The sequence below is a fragment of the Gymnodinialimonas mytili genome (genome assembly GCF_037544085.1).
Lineage (GTDB): Bacteria > Pseudomonadota > Alphaproteobacteria > Rhodobacterales > Rhodobacteraceae > Gymnodinialimonas > Gymnodinialimonas mytili.
In genome coordinates, this window is record NZ_JBBIFW010000002.1 from 647,212 (window position 1) to 666,291 (window position 19,080).

The 19,080-nt window shown below is 62.8% G+C and carries 16 protein-coding genes; 9 read left to right on the top strand and 7 right to left on the bottom strand.

What is annotated here, in order from left to right; genetic code table 11:
- Positions 1 to 43 precede the first annotated feature (43 nt).
- Entirely contained in the window at positions 44 to 667 is a 624-nt protein-coding gene (locus tag V8J82_RS12710) for a TetR/AcrR family transcriptional regulator (RefSeq protein WP_339975716.1), read from the top strand.
- Here V8J82_RS12710 and V8J82_RS12715 read toward each other — a convergent pair.
- The 4 genes from V8J82_RS12715 to V8J82_RS12730 form a co-directional block, all read right to left on the bottom strand.
- Positions 664 to 1,737: an ABC transporter permease gene (locus V8J82_RS12715; protein WP_339975717.1), complete on the bottom strand. Its 1,074-nt coding sequence runs from the start codon at positions 1,735 to 1,737 to the stop codon at positions 664 to 666. The two genes, V8J82_RS12710 and V8J82_RS12715, sit on opposite strands and share 4 nt — an antisense overlap.
- Positions 1,730 to 2,737 (bottom strand): ABC transporter permease, encoded by a 1,008-nt coding sequence (locus V8J82_RS12720; protein ID WP_339975719.1) that lies wholly within the window; start codon positions 2,735 to 2,737, stop codon positions 1,730 to 1,732. Before V8J82_RS12720 ends, V8J82_RS12715 begins: the two co-directional genes overlap by 8 nt.
- A gap of 13 nt (positions 2,738 to 2,750) precedes the next feature.
- On the bottom strand, positions 2,751 to 3,371 hold the full coding sequence (locus tag V8J82_RS12725; RefSeq protein WP_339975721.1) for a LysE family translocator: 621 nt from the start codon (positions 3,369 to 3,371) through the stop codon (positions 2,751 to 2,753).
- Between the two features lie 67 nt (positions 3,372 to 3,438).
- Positions 3,439 to 5,160 carry a peptide ABC transporter substrate-binding protein gene (locus V8J82_RS12730; RefSeq protein ID WP_339975722.1) on the bottom strand — a complete coding sequence of 574 codons (1,722 nt, stop codon included), beginning with the start codon at positions 5,158 to 5,160 and terminating at the stop codon, positions 3,439 to 3,441.
- Positions 5,161 to 5,428: 268 nt separating this feature from the next.
- On the opposite strand from V8J82_RS12730, the gene V8J82_RS12735 reads away from it, so the two are divergent.
- The 5 genes from V8J82_RS12735 (at position 5,429) to V8J82_RS12755 (ending at position 11,818) form a co-directional block, all read left to right on the top strand.
- Positions 5,429 to 7,342 (top strand): ABC transporter ATP-binding protein, encoded by a 1,914-nt coding sequence (locus V8J82_RS12735; RefSeq protein ID WP_339975723.1) that lies wholly within the window; start codon positions 5,429 to 5,431, stop codon positions 7,340 to 7,342.
- Complete coding sequence (gene argE / locus V8J82_RS12740) at positions 7,335 to 8,495, top strand: acetylornithine deacetylase (RefSeq protein WP_339975724.1); 1,161 nt, start codon at positions 7,335 to 7,337, stop codon at positions 8,493 to 8,495. The genes V8J82_RS12735 and argE overlap by 8 nt, the downstream gene beginning before the upstream one ends.
- Positions 8,492 to 9,832: an NAD(P)/FAD-dependent oxidoreductase gene (locus V8J82_RS12745; RefSeq protein ID WP_339975725.1), complete on the top strand. Its 1,341-nt coding sequence runs from the start codon at positions 8,492 to 8,494 to the stop codon at positions 9,830 to 9,832. The genes argE and V8J82_RS12745 overlap by 4 nt, the downstream gene beginning before the upstream one ends.
- 117 nt (positions 9,833 to 9,949) lie before the next feature.
- Positions 9,950 to 11,113, top strand: a complete 1,164-nt coding sequence (locus V8J82_RS12750) for a M20 aminoacylase family protein (protein ID WP_339975726.1) — start codon at positions 9,950 to 9,952, stop codon at positions 11,111 to 11,113.
- A gap of 273 nt (positions 11,114 to 11,386) precedes the next feature.
- Entirely contained in the window at positions 11,387 to 11,818 is a 432-nt protein-coding gene (locus V8J82_RS12755) for a hypothetical protein (RefSeq protein ID WP_339975727.1), read from the top strand.
- Positions 11,819 to 11,875: 57 nt separating this feature from the next.
- Here V8J82_RS12755 and moaA read toward each other — a convergent pair whose 3' ends face one another.
- On the bottom strand, positions 11,876 to 12,886 hold the full coding sequence (moaA, locus tag V8J82_RS12760) for a GTP 3',8-cyclase MoaA (RefSeq protein ID WP_339975728.1): 1,011 nt from the start codon (positions 12,884 to 12,886) through the stop codon (positions 11,876 to 11,878).
- A 102-nt stretch (positions 12,887 to 12,988) separates the two neighbouring features.
- On the opposite strand from moaA, the gene V8J82_RS12765 reads away from it, so the two are divergent.
- Complete coding sequence (locus V8J82_RS12765; protein WP_339975730.1) at positions 12,989 to 13,483, top strand: hypothetical protein; 495 nt, start codon at positions 12,989 to 12,991, stop codon at positions 13,481 to 13,483.
- Positions 13,473 to 15,083: an AMP-binding protein gene (locus V8J82_RS12770; protein WP_339975731.1), complete on the top strand. Its 1,611-nt coding sequence runs from the start codon at positions 13,473 to 13,475 to the stop codon at positions 15,081 to 15,083. Before V8J82_RS12765 ends, V8J82_RS12770 begins: the two co-directional genes overlap by 11 nt.
- A gap of 54 nt (positions 15,084 to 15,137) precedes the next feature.
- Here V8J82_RS12770 and V8J82_RS12775 read toward each other — a convergent pair whose 3' ends face one another.
- Positions 15,138 to 16,421: a DUF3422 family protein gene (locus tag V8J82_RS12775; protein WP_339975732.1), complete on the bottom strand. Its 1,284-nt coding sequence runs from the start codon at positions 16,419 to 16,421 to the stop codon at positions 15,138 to 15,140.
- 155 nt (positions 16,422 to 16,576) lie between these two features.
- Positions 16,577 to 17,338, bottom strand: coding sequence for an SDR family NAD(P)-dependent oxidoreductase (locus tag V8J82_RS12780; protein ID WP_339975734.1), 762 nt, complete (start codon positions 17,336 to 17,338; stop codon positions 16,577 to 16,579).
- 164 nt (positions 17,339 to 17,502) lie between these two features.
- Between V8J82_RS12780 and V8J82_RS12785 the strand changes: the two genes are divergently transcribed.
- A complete protein-coding gene (locus tag V8J82_RS12785; protein ID WP_339975735.1) occupies positions 17,503 to 19,077 on the top strand; it encodes a Re/Si-specific NAD(P)(+) transhydrogenase subunit alpha in 1,575 nt (524 codons plus the stop codon).
- Positions 19,078 to 19,080: the final 3 nt, after the last annotated feature.

Sequence of the window (19,080 nt, forward strand, 5' to 3'; positions counted from 1 at the left end):
GGCCGGGTTTGACAAAGTGGACGGAAAGCGTCACGCCGGATCCATGACCGAGCCCGACCCCACCAGCCTTATCGCGCGGATTAAGGCGGCGCAGCCCGATCCGAAGGCGGCGGCGATCCTTGAGGCGGGATATCAGACCTTCGTGTCTTTCGGGCATCGGCGCGCCTCGATGCAGGATATCGCTGAACGCGCCGGGATGAGCCGCGCGGCGCTCTACCTGCATTTCAAGAACAAAGACGACATTTTCGGCGCCATGATGGCCGCCTATTTCGAGGCCTCGGCCCAGGCCGCGGCAGAGGCCCTGGCGCGCGAAGACGATCCCGCCCGTGCGCTGAGCGCGGCCTTTGCGGCGCAATTGGGTGATGCGGGCGAGGGTCTGATGCGCAGCCCCCATTTCGAAGAGATGATGGCGATCAAACATGCCGTGACTGCCGAGATCCTGCGCGAGGGTCACGCCAAGCTGGTCCAGGTCTATGCCAAATGGCTGGAGGCCGGGGTGCAGACGGGCAGGATTGATCCAGCCGCCGTGGCGGGCAGCGCCGAGCGCACCGCGCGGGTGATGTTGGCGGGGCTCGACGGGATGAAAAGCGGCGGCTTCGATTGGGACGGCTATCTCGCCGCCCGCAAGCATTTGGCCCGGATCTTCGCGCGGTCGCTGCGCCCCTAGCGGCCCCGGATCCGGGGGTCGAGTGCGTCGCGCAGACCATCGCCGATATAGTTCACGCTCAACACCGTCAGCGAGATGAACAGGCCCGGCCAGATCACACGCTCGGGGTTGGAACTGAGCCAATCGGTGCCGTCAAACAGGATACGGCCCCAGGTGGGGAAATCCGACGGAAAGCCCAGGCCCAGGAAGGACAAAGCACTTTCGGTGATGATCGCATTGGCGATCCCCAGCGTCGCCGAAACCATGATCGCCGACATCACATTGGGCAAGATGTGGCGCGTGATCATCGCGGTGGACGAGGTCCCGATGGAGGTTGCGGCCAGCACAAATTCCCGCTCTTTCAGGGCCAGCACATCGCCACGCACAACGCGCGCGGTCTGCATCCAAGAGGTCAGGCCGATCACCACGACGATCAGTACGAAGATCCCGCCCTCGGGCCCGAAGGCGTTCCGCAGATCGTCGCGGAACAGCATGATGATCACCAGCAGCAGCGGCAGAAGGGGCATCGCCAGAAACAGATCGGTCAGGCGCATCAATATGCCGTCGAGCGATTTGAAATAGCCTGCGACCACGCCCACCAGTGTGCCGAAAAACAGCGCCAGCAGCATCGCGGTCAGCCCCACCGCGATTGAGGTTTGGCCGCCATACATCAGGCGGGCCAGCATATCGCGGCCCAACTGATCGGCGCCAAGCGGATGCGCCCAGCTCAGCTTCAGCCCGTAGATCGGATTGGCGCGGCTGAACTCTTCGGGATTGGCGAAACAGGCGGGCATCTCACGGAACCAGGTGGCCCAGCCCTCGGCCGAGAACCAGCCGCCGCCAACGCCCAGGCAGGCCAGCATATGCCCTGAATTCCGCGCGCGGATATCGATGAACTGGCTGTCGAGGGTCCAGAACAGCGGCCCCAGATAGACGAAAGCCAGCGCGAAGACGAAAAAACCCAGGCCAAACAGCGCGCCCTTATGGGTGCGGAACTGGTCCCAGACATCGAACCATTGGTTGCGCGGCGGGCGTTCATTGACCAGGCGCGACACCGTCGGGGCGGGGGCAGGCGCAGGCGCATCAGTCATAGCGGATCCTCGGATCAAGAATGCCGTAGAGAATGTCGGCCAGAAGGTTAAACAGCACGATCAGAACCGCGAAGATGAAGCTGACCGTTTGCACGACGGGCACGTCACCGGCCTGGATCGCGATGATCAGAAGTTGGCCGATGCCGTTCACCTTAAACACCTGCTCGGTGATGATCGCACCGCCGAAGACGGCGGGTACATTCAGCGCGATCACAGTCACCACCGGGATCATCGAGTTGCGCAGCACATGGACCAGCACAACCGTGCTTTCGCCCAGGCCCTTCGCCCGCGCCGTGCGAACGTAATCCTGGTTGAGGTTGTCCAGCATCGAGGCGCGCATGTAGCGGCTGATCTGGCTGGCATTGAACAGGCCCAGCACCATGACCGGCATGATCATCTGTCGGAACTGGACCACGAAACTGTCCCAATCCGTGACTTGGTGTGTCGTGTCATAGACCGACGGGAACCAGCCCAGATTGACCGCGAAGATCACGATGAAAAGCACGCCGGTGAAGAAGGTCGGCACCGAGAAGCCCAGCATCGAGATGAAGGTGCCGAGCTGATCGAAGATCGAATATTGCTTGTAGGCCGAGATGATACCCAGCGGCAGGGCGATCAGGATACCGACGATATAGGACGTGCCGACCACCCAAAGGGTCTGGGGCATCCGCTGCATGATCAGGTCCATGACCGGGCTGCGGGTCTGATAGCTGATGATGCGGGGGCCTTCGGGCCCGACCTCCCAGCCGGTCCAGCCCTCGATCAGATGCAGGGGCTCGTTCCACATCATCAGTTGCAGCCAGCGGATATATTGGATCAGAACCGGCTGGTTCACACCCAGGCTCTCACGGATCTGCTCGCGCACCTCCGGCGGAATGGTCAGCGGCAGACCCGCCGTGGGGTCCGATGGCGAAAGCTTCACGATCAGGAAGATCACGAAGCTGATAAACAGCAGCGTCGGGATCGCAAGGATCAGTCGGCGGATGGTGTAGGTGAGCATGGGGTCAGCTTCCTCAACGGGCCCGGGCGTCGCGCAGGGCCAAAAGTATGGCCGCGCCGATCATCAGGCTACCCGAAAGACGGTTGAGAAGGCGCCCGCGCGTTGCGAGGCGGGCGAAGAGGCGGGTCGCCGTCATGCCGTAGATCAGCAGGATCACCCCATCGATCACCAGATAGGTGATCCCCAGGATCAAAAGCTGCGGCAGGATCGGCGCGGATTGAGAGATGAATTGCGGGAACAGGGCCGCAAAGAAGAAGACCGCCTTTGGGTTCGAGGCGGATGTCAGGAACCCTTGCAGGAACAGACGGCGTGGATGCGCCGCGGCGTCGGCGGTTCGCGCGGTGGCGGGCGGCGCCCGGAAGGTGCGGATGCCCATCCAGATCAGATAGGCGACACCGGCCCATTTGATCACGTCCAGCGCCCAGTCAGTGGTGGCGATCAGCGCGGCAAGCCCAAATCCGGCGGCCAGCATTTGCAGCGCATTGGCACTGAGATCACCCGCCATGGTCCAGCTTGAGCGGCGCAGGCCGTGCCGCAGCGCGTTGGAGATCATCAGCAATTGGCTCGGCCCCGGCGGCGATGCAAAAAACACCGCAACGGTGGCCAAATAGGCGATATAGAATTCAGAAATCATAAAGGGGACTATCCCGAAAGGGTGCCGCCCACGCAGTCAGCGGGGCGGCACGAGGGGTTAGCTCACATCACTCAGGGATGCGATGCCATTCGGCGATATTCCAGATCTCGCTGTCCCAATCGCTCATGCGGATGCCGCCCAGGCTGTTGGCATGGGCCGACACGCCGCCACGGTGGACCAGCGGGATGATCGAGTAGGATTGAACGAGCATGTCGTTCATCGCACGGGCCAATTCGCCGCGTGTTTCCAGATCGGCGGTTTGCGCCATCTCATCGATCAGGGCGTCATACTCTTCCGAGCAGAAGCGCTGGATGTTTGAGCCCTGCCACTGGGTGTCCGGGCCAGGGATCTCGTCGCACGCCCAGTTGGCCATATAGGCCTGCGGGTCCACACCGGCGAAGTTGTTGGTGTACATCTCCACATCGGCATAGAACTTCTGGAACGTATCCGGGCTGGCCGGGTCGCCACCGAAGAAGACCGAGGCGTCGATGTTGCGCAGCTCGGACCCGATGCCGATTTCTTCCCACCATTGCTTGACCAGCGCCTGGGTGTCCTGGCGGACGGCATTGGTCGAGGTCTGGTAGAGCACCTGTAGCGGCACGCCATCCAACTCGCGGATGCCGTCGCCATCGCTGTCGACGATGCCCGCCTCATCCAGCAGCGCGATGGCGCCGGGAATGTCTTGCGTCAGGCAGGCGTCATTGGCGGTCGAGGCGTAAAGCTCGGGCGCCGGAAGTACGTTACAGGTCGGCTGACCGCCCGCGCCATAGCCGATTTCCACCAGCAATGCGCGGTCGATGGCCATCGACATGGCCTGGCCGATCACCGGGTTGGTCAGGAACGGATGCGCCCCCGCGGCTGCGGTGGAGCGATCATCGCCAAGCGCCGGGTCGGGGTTGAACTGGTTCATGTGCAGACGCTCGACCGAGGTGCCGAAGGCGGTCACGACCGTGCCGTTCCCCTGGGCTTCCATCTGGGCCAGGATCGTCGGGTCGATCTGCAGGTTCCAGGCATAGTCGAACTCGCCGGTTTCCAGAACCGAGCGTGCCGCCGCTGTGGCATCGCCGCCGCCTTTGAAGGTCACGGTCGCGAAATGCGGCTGATCGGGATTGCGGAAGTTTTCATTCGCGCTCAGCTCGATCACGTCATTGGGGCGGAATTCATCGACCACGAAGGGGCCGGTGCCGATCGGGCCGAAATTGGCGTCGGTGCATTCCGGCGCGCGGGCACCCAGGCAATCGGCGAATTGCGCGGCTTGGATGATCGGGCTCTCCGAGCCCATGAGCGCGGTATAGGGGAAGGGGGTCGGGGCATCGAAATTGATCTGAACCGTCAGGTCATCGACCGCCACGATGGATTCAACGCCATCGAAATAGCTCGACTGCGCGCAGCCGCCTTCGGGATGAGTGCAATATTCCCAGGTGAACACGGCATCCGCGGCGGTAAAGGGTGTCCCGTCCGACCACAACACGCCTTCGCGCAGGGTCCAGGTGATCTGGGTCAGATCCTCGGACACGCCCCCGTTTTCGACGGTCGGGATCTCGGTTGCCAGCCACGGGACCATTTCGCCCGTGTCATCGAAGCGCGCCAGCGATTCCAGGATCATCGAGGCCGATTCCACCTCTTTCGTGCCGCCCGATAGATACGGGTTCAGCGTCGAAGGGGCCTGCCAATAAATGATGTTCAGGTGCCCCGACCCGCCGCGGGACAGATGCCCATCGGCGAAGGCCGCAAAGGGGGATAGCGCCAAAGCGGCGGTCGCCCCCAATAGTAAACCGGTTCGTGTCATATGTGTCTCTCACTCCTTGTTGGACGCTCTTGCCGCTGTGGCAAAGCCGCCTTGGCGGCGGTCGATCGTCTAGTGGGGCGAGCCTGCGCTGCGGATGAAAGCGTGGCAAGCAGGATCACCATGGCGGGCATCGTTCGCCTAACGCGGCGAAAAAGCAAGCCTCCTGCCGTAGAGTCATGCTTAATAATTGGGCGATCGCAATATTTGACAGCAGAGGCGATTGGGTCCTACCGTCCGGCGTCCAGTCCCTTTTCGGAGCGTTTTGTCCATGTTGGATCACCCGATCGCGCAGGTGCGCAATCTCCGCGTCGAGTTTGAAACCAAAGGCGGAACGGTCGTCGGGGTGGAGGATGTGACCTTCTCGGTGGGGCATGGCGAAACCGTCTGCATCGTGGGAGAATCGGGGTCGGGCAAATCGGTCTCGTCTTTGTCGCTGATGCGGTTGGTGGAGTTCGGCGGCGGCCAGATCGTTGATGGGCAGCTTCTGTTCAACCGCGACGAGAAGGATCCGATTGACCTGGCGCGCCAGCCCACCGGGGCGATGCGCACGATCCGGGGCAACGATATCGGGATGATCTTTCAGGAGCCGATGACCGCCCTGAACCCCGTCTTCACCGTCGAACGGCAACTGACCGAGGGGCTGCGCAAGCACAAGGGGATGAGCGGGCAGGCGGCGCGCGACCGGGCGCTTGAATTGTTGAAACTGGTCCGCATTCCCGAGCCGGAGCGGCGGTTGCAGCAATATCCCCATGAGCTGTCGGGCGGGATGCGGCAACGCGTGGTGATCGCCATCGCATTGGCCTGCGAGCCGCGCATTCTTATAGCAGATGAGCCCACAACCGCGCTGGATGTGACGATCCAGGCCGAGATCCTGGCGCTGATCAACCGGCTCAAGGACGAAACCGGCACATCCGTTCTGTTCATCACCCATGACATGGCCGTGGTGGCGCAAATGGCCGACCGCGTGATCGTCATGTATCGCGGCCGCAAGGTCGAAGAGGGGCCAGTGGAAGAGATCTTCGCCGATCCCCAGCATCCCTATACCAAGGCGCTGCTGGCGGCGGTGCCCAAGCTGGGCGAGATGCATGGCAAGGCCCTGCCCGAACCGATGAAATTGATGGGGCAGGAGGGGCAGAATCTCGATCCGATCAAAGGCACCGACAAGCTGCTATTGAAGGTCGATAACCTGATCACGCGCTTTCCGGTGCGCGGCGGGCTGATGCGGCGCACGGTCGCGCAGGTCCATGCGGTCGAAGATGTGTCGCTGCGCCTGAATGCGGGCCGCACGCTCAGCCTTGTGGGGGAATCGGGCTGCGGCAAATCCACCTGCGGGCGGTCGATCCTGCGCCTGGTGGAGCCGGTCTCGGGCACGATTGAGATTGATGGCGAAGATGTCATGGCGATGGGGCCGGGCGATCTGCGCCGCGCCCGCCAGAACATGCAGATGATCTTCCAGGACCCGTTCGCCTCGCTGAACCCGCAGATGCGCCTGGGTGTGCAAGTGGCCGAGCCGCTGGTGAATTTCGGCAAGATGAATGCACAGGAGCGGACCGATTGCGTGGCCGCGCTGTTCGACCGGGTGCAGCTGCCGCGCGATTACATGGCGCGCTACCCCCATGAGCTGTCTGGCGGACAGCGGCAGCGCGTGGCCATCGCCCGTGCGCTTGCTTTGAACCCTAAACTGATCATCGCGGATGAGGCGGTTTCAGCGCTGGACGTCTCGGTTCAGGCCGAGGTGCTGAACCTCATGATGGAGCTGCAATCCGAGCTTGGGTTGAGCTACCTGTTCATCTCCCACGATATGGCGGTGGTCGAGCGCGTCAGCCACGATGTCGGCGTGATGTATCTGGGCCGGGTGGTCGAGATCGGCCCGCGCTCGGCGATCTTCGAGGATCCGCGCCACCCCTATACCAAAGCGCTGCTGAAGGCCGTTCCCGTGGCCGATCCGACGCAGCGCAAATCGGCGGCGGACCTCAAATTCAAGCCGATCCCGTCGCCGGTCCATCCCGTCGACTACGAGCCGGGGCCGTCCGAATACGAAGAGGTCTCGCCCGGCCATAAGGTGCTGATCGGCGATTGGGGCGGGTTTGACCGCGACCCCGCCACCGAGCGGACCGAGACGAAGTTGCGCGAAGGCTTGGAGCGGGCCGAAGGCGGCCCGGCGCGTCCGCTTTATGACTGAGCCCGCGGTTCTGACGCCCCGTGATCTGCTGCAAAAGCTGGTCGGCTTTCCGACGGTCAGCCGGGACAGCAATCTGGAATTGGTCGATTGGCTGGCCGAGTATCTCGCCGGCCACGGGATCGAGACCGCGCGCGATTACGACGAAACCGGTGAAAAGGCCTCGATCTACGCCCATGTCGGACCGATGGAGGCGGGCGGCGTTGTATTGTCGGGTCACACCGATGTGGTGCCCGTCGATGGCCAGGCCTGGGAGACCGACCCGTTCTGGGTCACCGAGAAAGACGGCAAGCTCTACGGCCGCGGCACCTGCGATATGAAGGGCTTCGACGCGCTGGCGATCTGGGCGCTGGTTGAGGCCAAACGCCGGGGCGTTGCGCGGCCTTTGCAATTGGCGCTGAGCCGGGACGAAGAAATCGGCTGCCGCGGCGCGCCGCCGATGATCGAGCGCATGGCCACACATTTGCCGCAAGCCGCGCTGGCCGTGATCGGTGAGCCGACCGGGATGGGCATCATCAACGGGCACAAGGGTGGCGTCGGGTTCGAGATGCATTTCCGCGGCTATGAGGTGCATTCCTCGCTGCAGGATCGCGGCGTTTCGGCGATTATGGAGGCCGCGCGGCTGATCCAATGGGCCAATGATCAAAATGCGGCCAATGCCGCTGCCGCCGATCCCGACAGCCCGTTCGATCCACCCTATACGACGCTGCATGTCGGCGTGATCGAGGGCGGCACGGCCCACAACATCACCGCCAAGGATTGTTTTTTCCTGCTCGGGCTGCGATGTCTGCCGACCGAAGATGTTGGGGCGTGGCGCGAGGCTGTGCTGACCGAAATCGCCCGGATCGAAGCGGGGATGAAGGCCATCCATCCCTCTGCCGAGATCCGTGCGAACCCGCGTTGGGATGTGCCCGGCCTGCGCTCTGAGGAGGACGGTGCAGCCGAGACCTTGGTGCGGCGGCTGACCGGCCAGAACAGTTCGGGCGTGGTCAGTTTCGGGACCGAGGCGGGGCAGTTCCAGGCCGCCGGATACTCCGCCGTGGTCTGCGGGCCCGGCCATATCGACCAGGCCCACCAGCCCAACGAATACATCTCCGTCGATCAGTTCCAGCAGGGGCAAGCCTTCATGGAAAAGCTGCTGACAGATTTGGCATGAACGCCCCGTATCGGTTGAGCGATCCGCCTGAGCACGGCTCTGATCTGCCCGAAGCGGTGGATCTGGCGGTGATCGGCGGCGGGGTGATCGGCGTTACCACCGCTTTGTTTGCCGCGCGGGCGGGGCTGCGTGTGGCCGTGTTGGAAAAGGGCCGCGTGGCGGGTGAGCAATCCAGCCGCAATTGGGGCTGGGTCCGTGTGCAGGGCCGCGATGTGTCCGAAATTCCTGTGGCGCAGGACGCGCAAGAGATTTGGAAGGCGCTCGATGCCGAGGCGAAAGGCCGCTTGGGTCTGCGGCAAACCGGCGTCACTTATCTGGCCCGCACCGATGCCGATGCGAAGCGGCACAGCGATTGGCTGTCCACGGCGCAGCCCTTTGGCGTGAGCTCGCGCATGCTGTCGCGGGCCGAGACACACACGCTGATGGGCAATGCGCGGGTCGATTGGCAGAGCGCGTTGCACACGCCCACCGATATGGTCGCCGAGCCCTGGCAGGCCGTGCCTGAACTGGCGCGGATGGCGATGCAGGCCGGGGCCACGATCATCGAACGTTGTGCCGTGCGCGGGCTGGACGTGTCGGCGGGCAGGGTGACCGGCGTGGTGACCGAACGGGGCAGGCTGCGCGCCGAACAGGTGGTGCTGGCGGGCGGGGCCTGGTCCTCGCTGCTGCTGCGGCGGCATGGCATCGACATTCCGCAGCTTTCTGTGCGCAGCACCGCCCTGGCGACCAACCCGCTGCCGCAGATGCTGGCCAGTGCGGCAGTGGATGATCGTCTGGCCCTGCGTCCGCGCCGCGATGGCGGCTATACCCTGGCGCCGGGCTCCTATTCCGAGCTGTTCCTGGGCCCCGACATGCTGCGCCATATCCGGCGCTACATTCCCACCGCGATGAGCGGTGAGTTCGAGGTGCATCTGCGCCTGCCTGCGCCGCGTGGCTATCCCGATGCGTTTTCCACGCCGCGCAACTGGGAGTTCGACGGGCCGTCCCCGTTCGAGGCGATGCGTATCCTCAATCCCGCTCCGAGTCTCGCCAAGGCATCCGAGCTGAAACGGCTCCTGGCGCAGGCCTATCCGCAATTTGGCCATGTGACGACCCAAGCCGCTTGGGCCGGGATGATCGATGTGTTGCCGGATGTGGTGCCGATCGTCGATCGCGCCGATGCGCTGCCCGGATTGATTGTCGCGACCGGCATGTGCGGCCATGGCTTTGGGATCGGGCCCGCCTATGGGCGCATCCTGTCTGATCTTATACAAGAAAAAGAGGTCCGGCACGATCTCGCTTGCTTTTCACTTCTTCGGTTCTCAGGCCGTGACACGCCGAAACGCGATCCTACCTAATAAGGTATCGGCGGCAGACCAAACACGTTCAGTCGTGGCGGCGTGCCGGGATCGGGTTGAAGCCCGCCCTGCACGATGGCAGGCTGAGCCCATCAATTTTAGCACGGATGACCCACTATGCCCGTTAAGAATAGATTTGCAGAATTGCTTCCCGAAATCACCGAATGGCGCCGTGACATACACGAACACCCGGAAATTCTATTCGACACCCATCGGACCTCTGCCTTGGTTGCTGAAAAGCTCAAGGCCTTTGGATGTGACGAGGTTGTCACCGGGATTGGCCGCACGGGTGTTGTTGGGATCATCAAAGGCAAGGCGAATGGATCGGGCCGGGTGATTGGCCTGCGTGCGGATATGGATGCGCTGCCGATCCGGGAAGAGACCGGGTTGGACTATGCCTCGAAAACAGATGGTGCGATGCATGCCTGCGGCCATGATGGGCACACAGCGATGCTGCTGGGCGCGGCGAAGTACCTGGCCGAGACCCGCAATTTCGATGGCACGGTCGCGGTGATCTTTCAGCCCGCAGAAGAGGGCGGCGGCGGCGGCCGCGAGATGGTCGATGACGGCATGATGGAGCAATTTGGGATCAACGAGGTCTACGGCATGCACAATTGGCCGGGCCGCCCGGTCGGCTCTTTTGCGATCCGGCCCGGGGCGTTTTTTGCCGCAGCCGACCGGTTCGACATCAAGGTGCAGGGTAAAGGCGGCCATGCCGCCAAACCGCAGGAAACGGTGGATGCGACCATCGTCGCGGCGCAATTGGTGCTGGCCTTGCAAACCATCGCCAGCCGCAATGCCGATCCGATCAAGCAGGTGGTGTGTAGCGTGACCTCGTTCGAGACCTCGTCGCACGCCTTCAACGTCATTGCCGATGCGGTGCATCTGCGCGGCACCGTGCGCACGATGGATCCCGCGATCCAGGATTTGACCGAGGCCCGCATGTATGAGATCTGTGCCGGGATCGGCGCCACCTTCAACGCAGAGATCACGCTGGATTACCGCCGCGATTACCCGGTGATGGTGAATTCCAAAGAGCAGACGAGTTTCGCCGCCGAAGTTGCCGCTGAGGTTTCAGGCGCCTGTGACGAGGCCCCGCTGACCATGGGCGGTGAGGATTTCGCCTTTATGCTGAACGCCCGCCCAGGCGCCTATATCCTGGTCGGCAACGGCGATACGGCAGCGGTGCATCACCCGAAATACAATTTCAACGACGATGCCATTCCCGCAGGTTGCAGTTGGTGGGCGGAAATCGTCGAACGGCGCTTGCCTGCCGCCTGAGACCGGCCGATCAGTCGGCTATCGAGACAGGACCCGGCCCGCCCATGGCGGGTTGACGTGTTTCCGGACAGGTCGTTGCAGAGTTTTAAACCTGTGTCCGGGGGGGCGAACCGCCAATGCGCGCGTGTTCCGACGACCGAACAGAAGACTCCAAATTGCCGCAAGGTTAATTCCAAAAATCGATACATTGCGGCGCCGCGCCACAGGATGTCGTATTTCTCAGCAAAATTCTTCTTGTATGGTTGCTTCAAATAAAAACGTCACGGGTGTGCCATGCAAATTCTCAAAACAAGCCTTTTAACTCTGATTGCGGCGCTTTTCATATCAGCCGGATCGCCAGCCGCCGCTCAGACATTCCAAGTGCCGGTTACAGGTGATTTCCGTGAAGGGGACATCACATTCACCGGTCAATATGGCACGGTCTACTATTTCTTGTGGGATGCGCGCATTCAGGATGGCCGATTGGCTATTTGCGGGGTTGGATATACCCGCGACGCGCGGTTTCGGACGACGATCCGACGGATGGCGCGCGACGGGAGCCTTCGCATCAACAATTCCGAGATCCCATTCGATATGAGCTTTTTCACCCGTGCCACAACGCGCCCGTCTCTGACGACAACGGCTGCGACCTGCCAATTTGTCCCGGGCGCGCCGACCTCTGGCCAATTGCAGATGCGTTTTGGTGACGGTGTGTTCCGCAACTAAGACGCATATAGGAGATATGCGAAAACCAAGCCTGAGGTGCCGGATGCCTTGGGCTATCTAGCCGCCCGTATGGCTCATATGGCGGCTCATCTGGCCGTCGACCACCTGACGCGAATAGTCGAAATCGTGGCCCTTGGGTTTCAGCGAAATCGCGGCGCGGATGGCGTTTTCCAGGACGGCATTGTCGGCGCTGTCGCGCAGGGGCGCGCGCAAATCGGCCATATCCTCTTGCCCCAGGCACATGTAAAGCTGCCCGGTGCAGGTCAGGCGCACGCGGTTGCAGCTTTCGCAGAAATTATGGGTCAGCGGCGTGATGAAGCCGATCTTTTGGCCGGTCTCATCCACTCGCACATAGCGTGCGGGCCCGCCGGTGCGCTCCTCCAGATCGGTCAGGGCAAAGCGCTCGGCCAGACGCGCGCGCAGATCCTTCAGCGACCAATATTGATCCAGCCGGTCCTCGTTGCCCAGATCACCCATCGGCATGACCTCGATGAAGGTCAGATCCATGTCGCGGCTGGCGCACCACTCTTGCAGGGTAAACAGCTCGTCTTCGTTGAAGTCCTTCAAGGCAACCGCATTGATCTTGACCCGCAGCCCGGCGGCTTGCGCGGCCTCGATCCCCTCCAGCACTTTGCCCAAGCGGCCCCATCGGGTGATCGCGGCGAATTTGTCGGCATCGAGTGTATCCAGTGACACGTTGATCCGTTTCACGCCCGCCTCGGCCAATTGATCGGCAAAACGCGCCAATTGGCTGCCATTGGTGGTCAGCGTCAGCTCGTCCAGCGATCCGCGATCCAGATGCCGCTTCATGCCTTGGAAGAAGGTCATGATATCGCGGCGAACCAACGGCTCGCCGCCGGTGATGCGCAGTTTCCGCACGCCCAGGCCGATAAAGGTCGAACACATCCGGTCCAATTCCTCCAACGTTAGCAATTCGCGCTTGGGCAGGAATTGCATGTTCTCGGACATGCAATAGACGCAGCGGAAATCGCAGCGGTCGGTGACGGAGACACGCAGATAGGTGATGGCGCGCGCAAACGGATCGATCAGGGGGGCAAGCTGGTCCATAGGCGGAGAGTAGGCACAGGCCAGCGGCTCGACAAGGGGACGGTTGATCACGTGTGGGTGCCAGCCTAGGGTTCGGGCGCAAATTGACCGAAGGGGCAGAGTATGCGTGGCATTTTGGTGGTGATGGTATGCGTCCTGGCGGGCTGCGGTGGCGGTGCGGGCAACGGGCTGTTCAATGGCGGCGGCGCGGGCAGCGCCAGTTCCGGCCCCTTCGCGCGGGACCGTGGGCCAGAGCCGGTGCCCGTCATCGAAGATGCGGTGATTGGTGAGGCCGATGCGAGCGATATCGCGCCCGATGATCCCAGTGCCCGCGCCGCGGCAGTGGCCGAAGGCAATACCGGCGACGGCGACGCGGTGCGCGGGTTCACCGTGGCCAGCCTGGGCGATGCGACCGTCTCGGGCCTGTGGATCGAGACACCGTTGGTGGAGCGTGAACGCCAGGCGACGGTGGTGGCCCCCAACGGGACAACGGTTGAGGTCACGGCGCGCCCGTCGGGCGGCGAACGCGGCTCGGGCTCTCGCCTGTCGCTGGCCGCGTTCCAAGCCCTGGGGCTGGATCTGACCGGTTTGCCGACGGTGACCGTGATTGCCGAGTGATCGGCTTTTCGCGCAGCTTCGCCCCCATGCGGAACTGACCGCTGGGTTTACCTGGCGCATTCCGCAAAACCTGAACATCGCTGAGGTCTGCTGCACCCGTAGGGCTCGGACAGAGCCAGACCGCGTGGCCGTCACGCATATCGGCGACCGACGCGAAGATTGGACCTACGGCGCGCTCGACCGCGCCTCTGACAATCTGGCGGCGGTGCTGGCAGGGCAGGGCGTGGGACCCGGCGACCGGGTGGCGATTTTCATGGCGCAGAACCCGCGGGTTCTGGTGGCGCATTTTGCGGCGATGAAGCTGGGCGCGATCTCCCTGCCGCTGTTTACGTTGTTTGGGGAAGATGCGCTGCGCTACAGGCTGGCCGATTCCGGGGCGAAGGCGGTTGTGGCCGACGGTGTGGTGCTGGACCGCGTCATGGCTCTGCGCGCCGATTTGCCGGACCTGGCGGTGATCCTCGCCACCGGGCCCGTGCGCGCGCCGGTTCTGTCGCTGGAAGAGGCGATGACGGGCCAAGCCTCGCCGCAGATGGCCCAGACCCGCGCCGAGGATCCGGCGGTGATGATCTATACCTCCGGCACAACGGGCGATCCGAAAGGCGTGCTCCATGCCCATCGGTTTCTCTATGGGCATCTGCCGTGCATGGAGCTGTCGCAAGCGGGGTTTCCGCAACCCGGCGATGTCGGTTGGACACCCGCGGATTGGGCCTGGATCGGCGGGCTGATGGATATGGCGCTGCCCTGCCTGTTCTACGGTGTGCCGCTGATCTCGCATCGCTTTGCCAAATTCGAGCCTGACGCAGCCTTTAACCTGATGGCGGCTGAGCGGGTGACGAACGCCTTTCTGCCGCCCACCGCCTTGCGACTGATGCGCCAGGCCGCCCCGCCAAAGGGCCTGCATCTGCGCGCCGTGGGGTCTGGCGGTGAGGCTTTGGGCGCTGATCTGCTGGATTGGGGACATTCGGTTTTGGGTTGTCCGATCAACGAGTTCTACGGTCAGACCGAGGCCAATCTGGTCGTGGCCGCCTGTGACGGCCTCATGGACCGTGTGCCGGGCGCAATGGGCCTGCCGGCGCCTGGGCATAGTGTAGCGGTTCTGGGCGCCGATGACGTACCCGTTGGGGAAGGGAAAGTGGGCGAGATTTGCGTGGCCGCACCCGATCCGGTGATGATGCTGCGCTATTGGAACAAACCCGAAGCGACGGCGCAAAAGGTCGTGAATGGCTGGCTGCGCACCGGCGATTTGGCGACGTTGCGCGGCGACGGGCAATTGATATTCCATGCCCGCGACGACGACGTGATCACCTCGGCCGGATACCGTATCGGCCCGGTGGAGATCGAACAGGCCCTCTGTACACATCCTGATGTAACGATGGCCGCGGTGGTGGGCGAACCCGACGCGATCCGGACCGAGATTGTCGTGGCCCATATCGTGCTGCGCGACGGGGCGGAGACGGTGGGTTTGGAAGACGCTCTGAAAGCTTTGGTCCGCGACCGCGTGGCGGCCCATGTCGTGCCGCGCCGGATCGTGTTTGCCGACAGCTTGCCGATGACGGCGACGGGCAAGATCCTGCGCCGGGCGCTTCGGGGCCAGCATTGATAAAATCGATACTGCAAATCGATCATCGAAAAAATTGATGAAAGACCGCGCAGCCTATTTCTCGATGGAGCGCCGGATGGAGCGCACGATCAGCCAGACCGCGGCCACGGTCGGCAGCACCGCCGCCGCCGTCAGGATCACCTTGTCGATGCCGAGCGGCTCAGAAAGTGGGCTGATCAGATAGACGACGAGGTTCACCGCGTAATAGCTGATCGCGACAATCGACAAGCCTTCGACCGTCTTCTGCAGGCGCAGTTGCAGATCGGAGCGCGCATCCATCGATTCCAGAAGCTGCTGGTTCTGGGCCGACCGATCCACATCCACCCGCGTGCGCAGTAGATCGCCCGCGCGGATGGCGCGGTCGGTCATCGAGACCAGGCGCCGCTCGGTCGCCTTCACCGTGCGCATGGCCGGATCGAAGCGGCGCATCATGAACTCGCCAAAGGTCTGACGGCCCTGGAACCGTTCCTCGCGCAGCACGGCGATGCGCTGGTTCACTAGGGCCTCATAGGCGCCCGTCGCGCCGAAGCGAAAGGCGCTGTCGGTTTGCAGCTTTTCCAGTTCCGCCGCGGCGGTCAGAAGCTCTTTAAGCGTGGCGTCCGGCTTGCGGCTGTCGCCGGTCAGATCACTGACCAGAGAGGACAGGCTGGCATCGATTTCGCCCATCCGGCGCGAGATTTCGCGGGCCCGCGGCAGGCCTAGCATCGACATCGCCTTATAGGTTTCGATCTCGCAAATCCGCTGCACGATGCGCCCGATCCGCCGGTTCCCCGCGCCGGGGCGGGTAAAGACGGCAAAGCGCATATGGCCCGCGGAATCGATGCGGAAATCGCCTGCGATGATCGCGGTCTCGTCCAGAACGTTGGATACGGCCAGGCTTTCGGGCACAAACCAATCGGACAGGTGGTCGGTGATCCGAGCCTCATCGGCGGGCGCCTCGGCATATCGGATATGGGCGGATGTCACGCGCACGCCCGGCGCGTCGGAGAGCCATTCATCGGGAAACACCTCCCACGCGGCGGTGTCAAAGGGCCGATCTTCACCATTCTCCAGAAAGGCGGTGTAGGTGACGAATTCCGTGTGGCTTTCCCATTTCAGGTGAAACCGGCCGATCTTGGCGAAGTAATGGGTGGCATCGGGACTGGGATGCTGGGCGCCAAACCGGTCGAGCAGCGCCAGCAGATGCGCGCGGTCCAGCTCACGATCCCGTTTCGCCGCCTCTTTGGGCTGTTTGATCGCCAGATACACCGCCTGGCCGGGGCAAGCGAGCGTGGGAAACGGGCGCGCGTGGAGTTCATTGGCGAGGTGATAGCGCAGCGGGTGATCTTCAAGCGGCATTGGGCCAAAGTTCCCATCGGGGTTGCAATGGCTCAGACATAGGAGGATTTCGCGCCAAGTAAACCATAAAAATCCAATGATTTGAAAGGGTTGGGTGAGTGCAATGGTATACCAACCCTCTCCCGCATCGCAGGTAAGCGTGCAATATCCGTGCCTTAGGTCACATGCCCCCCGGCGATTTGGATCGCCTGGCCATTCACCGACCGTGCCCCATCCGAACAAAGCCAGAGCGCGGTCGCGGTGATCTCATCGGTGTGCAGCAGGCGCTTATGCCGGTTGGCGCGGGCCAGCATGCCGCGCGCCTCATCATCGCTAACGCCTTGATGCTGCGCGATGATGGCGGCGTTTCGATCCACGATGGGCGTGTCGACATAGCCCGGACAGATCGCATTAAAGGTCATGTCGTTGCCCATATATTCCTCGGACAGACCGCGGATCATGCCGATCACACCATGTTTCGAGGCGGTATAGGCGATGGCGTTTTTCAGCCCGCGCAGCCCGGCAATGGACGAGATCGCAATCATCCGGCCCCAGGCGTCGCGGTCCAGCGTGGCCATGGCGGCTTGAAAGGTCAGGAACACGCCGTCGAGATTGGTCGCCATGGTGCTGCGCCAATGGTCCAGCGTCTCGTTGCGGAAGGGCGCCGGTTCGGCGATGCCCGCATTGGCGACGCAGATCGCAATGGGGCCGCGGGCCTCGGCGGCGCTGGTCACACCATTTCGAACGTTCGCGGCATCGGCCACATCCATCTGCAGCGCATGCAGCCGAGGATGATCGGCGGCCACCTGTTGCAACCGGTCCAGATTTCGCCCGGTGATGGTGACCTCGGCGCCAGCCTCGGCCAGGCCCATCGCGATGCCCAAACCGATGCCTGTTCCACCGCCGGTGACCAGGGCGTGACGTCCTTGATGTTCCATCAGAATTCTCCCTCCGGTTGTCTTTTTCACCAAAGACGCAACGTTTGGCAATTGTATACCGGTGAATACGCAATAAATGTGCGCGGAGCCGTTGTCGGCGGGCGAGCCGCTTGGTAAGGGGCGAAGAAACCTTCACTGATGGTAGCTGATAGGGGGATACGCCTTTGAAGATTGGTGCTCCGAAAGAGATCGAAGCCGACGAAGCGCGCGTCGCGATGACGCCGGATTCTGCGCAGCAGCTTCAAAAGCTGGGATATGAGTGTGTGATCGAGACCGGCGCCGGGATGGCCGCGGGCTTCTCGGATGCCGCGTATAAGGAGGCGGGCGTTGAGGTTGTGAAAACCGCCGCCGCCCTGTGGAAGGCCGCCGATATCGTCGCCAAGGTGCGTCCGCCCACCACTGCAGAGGCCAAGCGCCTGCGCGAGGGGCAGCTTCTGATCTCGTTCTTCTATCCGGGCCAGAACGAGGCGCTGATGGAGGCCGCGAAGGCCAAGGGCGCCAACGTGATCGCGATGGATATGGTGCCACGGATTTCCCGTGCCCAGAAGATGGATGCGCTGAGCTCCATGGCCAATATCGCGGGCTACCGCGCGGTGATCGAGGCGGGCAACAACTTTGGCCGGTTCTTCACCGGTCAGGTCACGGCTGCTGGTAAAGTGCCGCCCGCCAAGGTGCTGGTGGTCGGCGCCGGTGTGGCCGGATTGGCCGCCATCGGAACGGCGACGAGCCTGGGCGCGATCACCTATGCCTTCGATGTGCGCCCGGAAGTGTCCGAGCAGATCGAATCGATGGGCGCGGAATTCGTGTTCCTGGAATTTGAGGAAAGCAGCCAGGATTCCTCGGCCACCGGTGGCTATGCTGCACCGTCGAGCCCCGAATTCCGCGAAAAGCAGCTTGAGAAGTTCCGGGAATTGGCGCCCGAGATCGACATCGTCATCACCACCGCGCTGATCCCGGGCCGCGATGCGCCGGTTCTGTGGACCAAGGATATGGTCGAGATGATGAAGCCCGGCTCGGTCATCGTCGACCTCGCCGCCGAGCGCGGTGGCAACTGCGAATTGACGGTGAAGGATGAGAAGATCACCACCGAGAATGGTGTGACCATCGTGGGCTACACCGATTTCCCCAGCCGGATGGCGGCGCAAAGCTCCACGCTCTATGCCACCAATATCCGCCATATGATGACGGATCTGACGCCCGAAAAGGACGGCGCGGTCAATCACAACATGGAAGATGACGTGATCCGTGGCGCCACGGCGGTGTATGACAGCGAGATCACTTTCCCGCCGCCACCGCCCAAGGTCGCGGCCATCGCTGCGGCACCGAAGAAAGAGGCGCCGAAAGAGCTGACAGCGGAAGAAAAGCGCGCGCAGGAAGTGGCGGCGTTTAAAGCGCAGACCAAGCAGCAAGTGATCCTGCTGGCCGTAGGCGCCGCGCTGGTGCTGGGCGTGGGCCTGATCGCACCGGCCAGCTTCATGCAGCATTTCATCGTGTTCGTTCTGTCGGTCTTTATCGGCTTCCAGGTGATCTGGAACGTGGCGCATTCGCTGCACACGCCGCTGATGGCGGTGACCAATGCGATCTCGTCGATCATTATCCTGGGCGCTCTGATCCAGATCGGGTCAAGCTCGGTCCTGATCACGCTTCTGGCGGCGATCGGGATCTTCATGGCCTCGGTGAACATCTTCGGTGGCTTCCTCGTGACACGGCGTATGCTCGCCATGTTCCAGAAATCGTAAGGC

Bases quoted from the DNA above. Each gene is read 5' to 3' on its own strand.
- V8J82_RS12735 (WP_339975723.1), top strand. From the start codon at position 5,429: ATGTTGGATCACCCGATCGCGCAGGTGCGCAATCTCCGCGTCGAGTTT.
- V8J82_RS12710 (WP_339975716.1), top strand. From the start codon at position 44: ATGACCGAGCCCGACCCCACCAGCCTTATCGCGCGGATTAAGGCGGCG.
- argE (WP_339975724.1), top strand. From the start codon at position 7,335: ATGACTGAGCCCGCGGTTCTGACGCCCCGTGATCTGCTGCAAAAGCTG.
- V8J82_RS12725 (WP_339975721.1), bottom strand. From the start codon at position 3,371: ATGATTTCTGAATTCTATATCGCCTATTTGGCCACCGTTGCGGTGTTT.
- V8J82_RS12730 (WP_339975722.1), bottom strand. From the start codon at position 5,160: ATGACACGAACCGGTTTACTATTGGGGGCGACCGCCGCTTTGGCGCTA.
- V8J82_RS12750 (WP_339975726.1), top strand. From the start codon at position 9,950: ATGCCCGTTAAGAATAGATTTGCAGAATTGCTTCCCGAAATCACCGAA.
- V8J82_RS12780 (WP_339975734.1), bottom strand. From the start codon at position 17,338: ATGGAACATCAAGGACGTCACGCCCTGGTCACCGGCGGTGGAACAGGC.
- V8J82_RS12775 (WP_339975732.1), bottom strand. From the start codon at position 16,421: ATGCCGCTTGAAGATCACCCGCTGCGCTATCACCTCGCCAATGAACTC.
- V8J82_RS12755 (WP_339975727.1), top strand. From the start codon at position 11,387: ATGCAAATTCTCAAAACAAGCCTTTTAACTCTGATTGCGGCGCTTTTC.
- V8J82_RS12765 (WP_339975730.1), top strand. From the start codon at position 12,989: ATGCGTGGCATTTTGGTGGTGATGGTATGCGTCCTGGCGGGCTGCGGT.
- V8J82_RS12715 (WP_339975717.1), bottom strand. From the start codon at position 1,737: ATGACTGATGCGCCTGCGCCTGCCCCCGCCCCGACGGTGTCGCGCCTG.
- V8J82_RS12745 (WP_339975725.1), top strand. From the start codon at position 8,492: ATGAACGCCCCGTATCGGTTGAGCGATCCGCCTGAGCACGGCTCTGAT.
- moaA (WP_339975728.1), bottom strand. From the start codon at position 12,886: ATGGACCAGCTTGCCCCCCTGATCGATCCGTTTGCGCGCGCCATCACC.
- V8J82_RS12720 (WP_339975719.1), bottom strand. From the start codon at position 2,737: ATGCTCACCTACACCATCCGCCGACTGATCCTTGCGATCCCGACGCTG.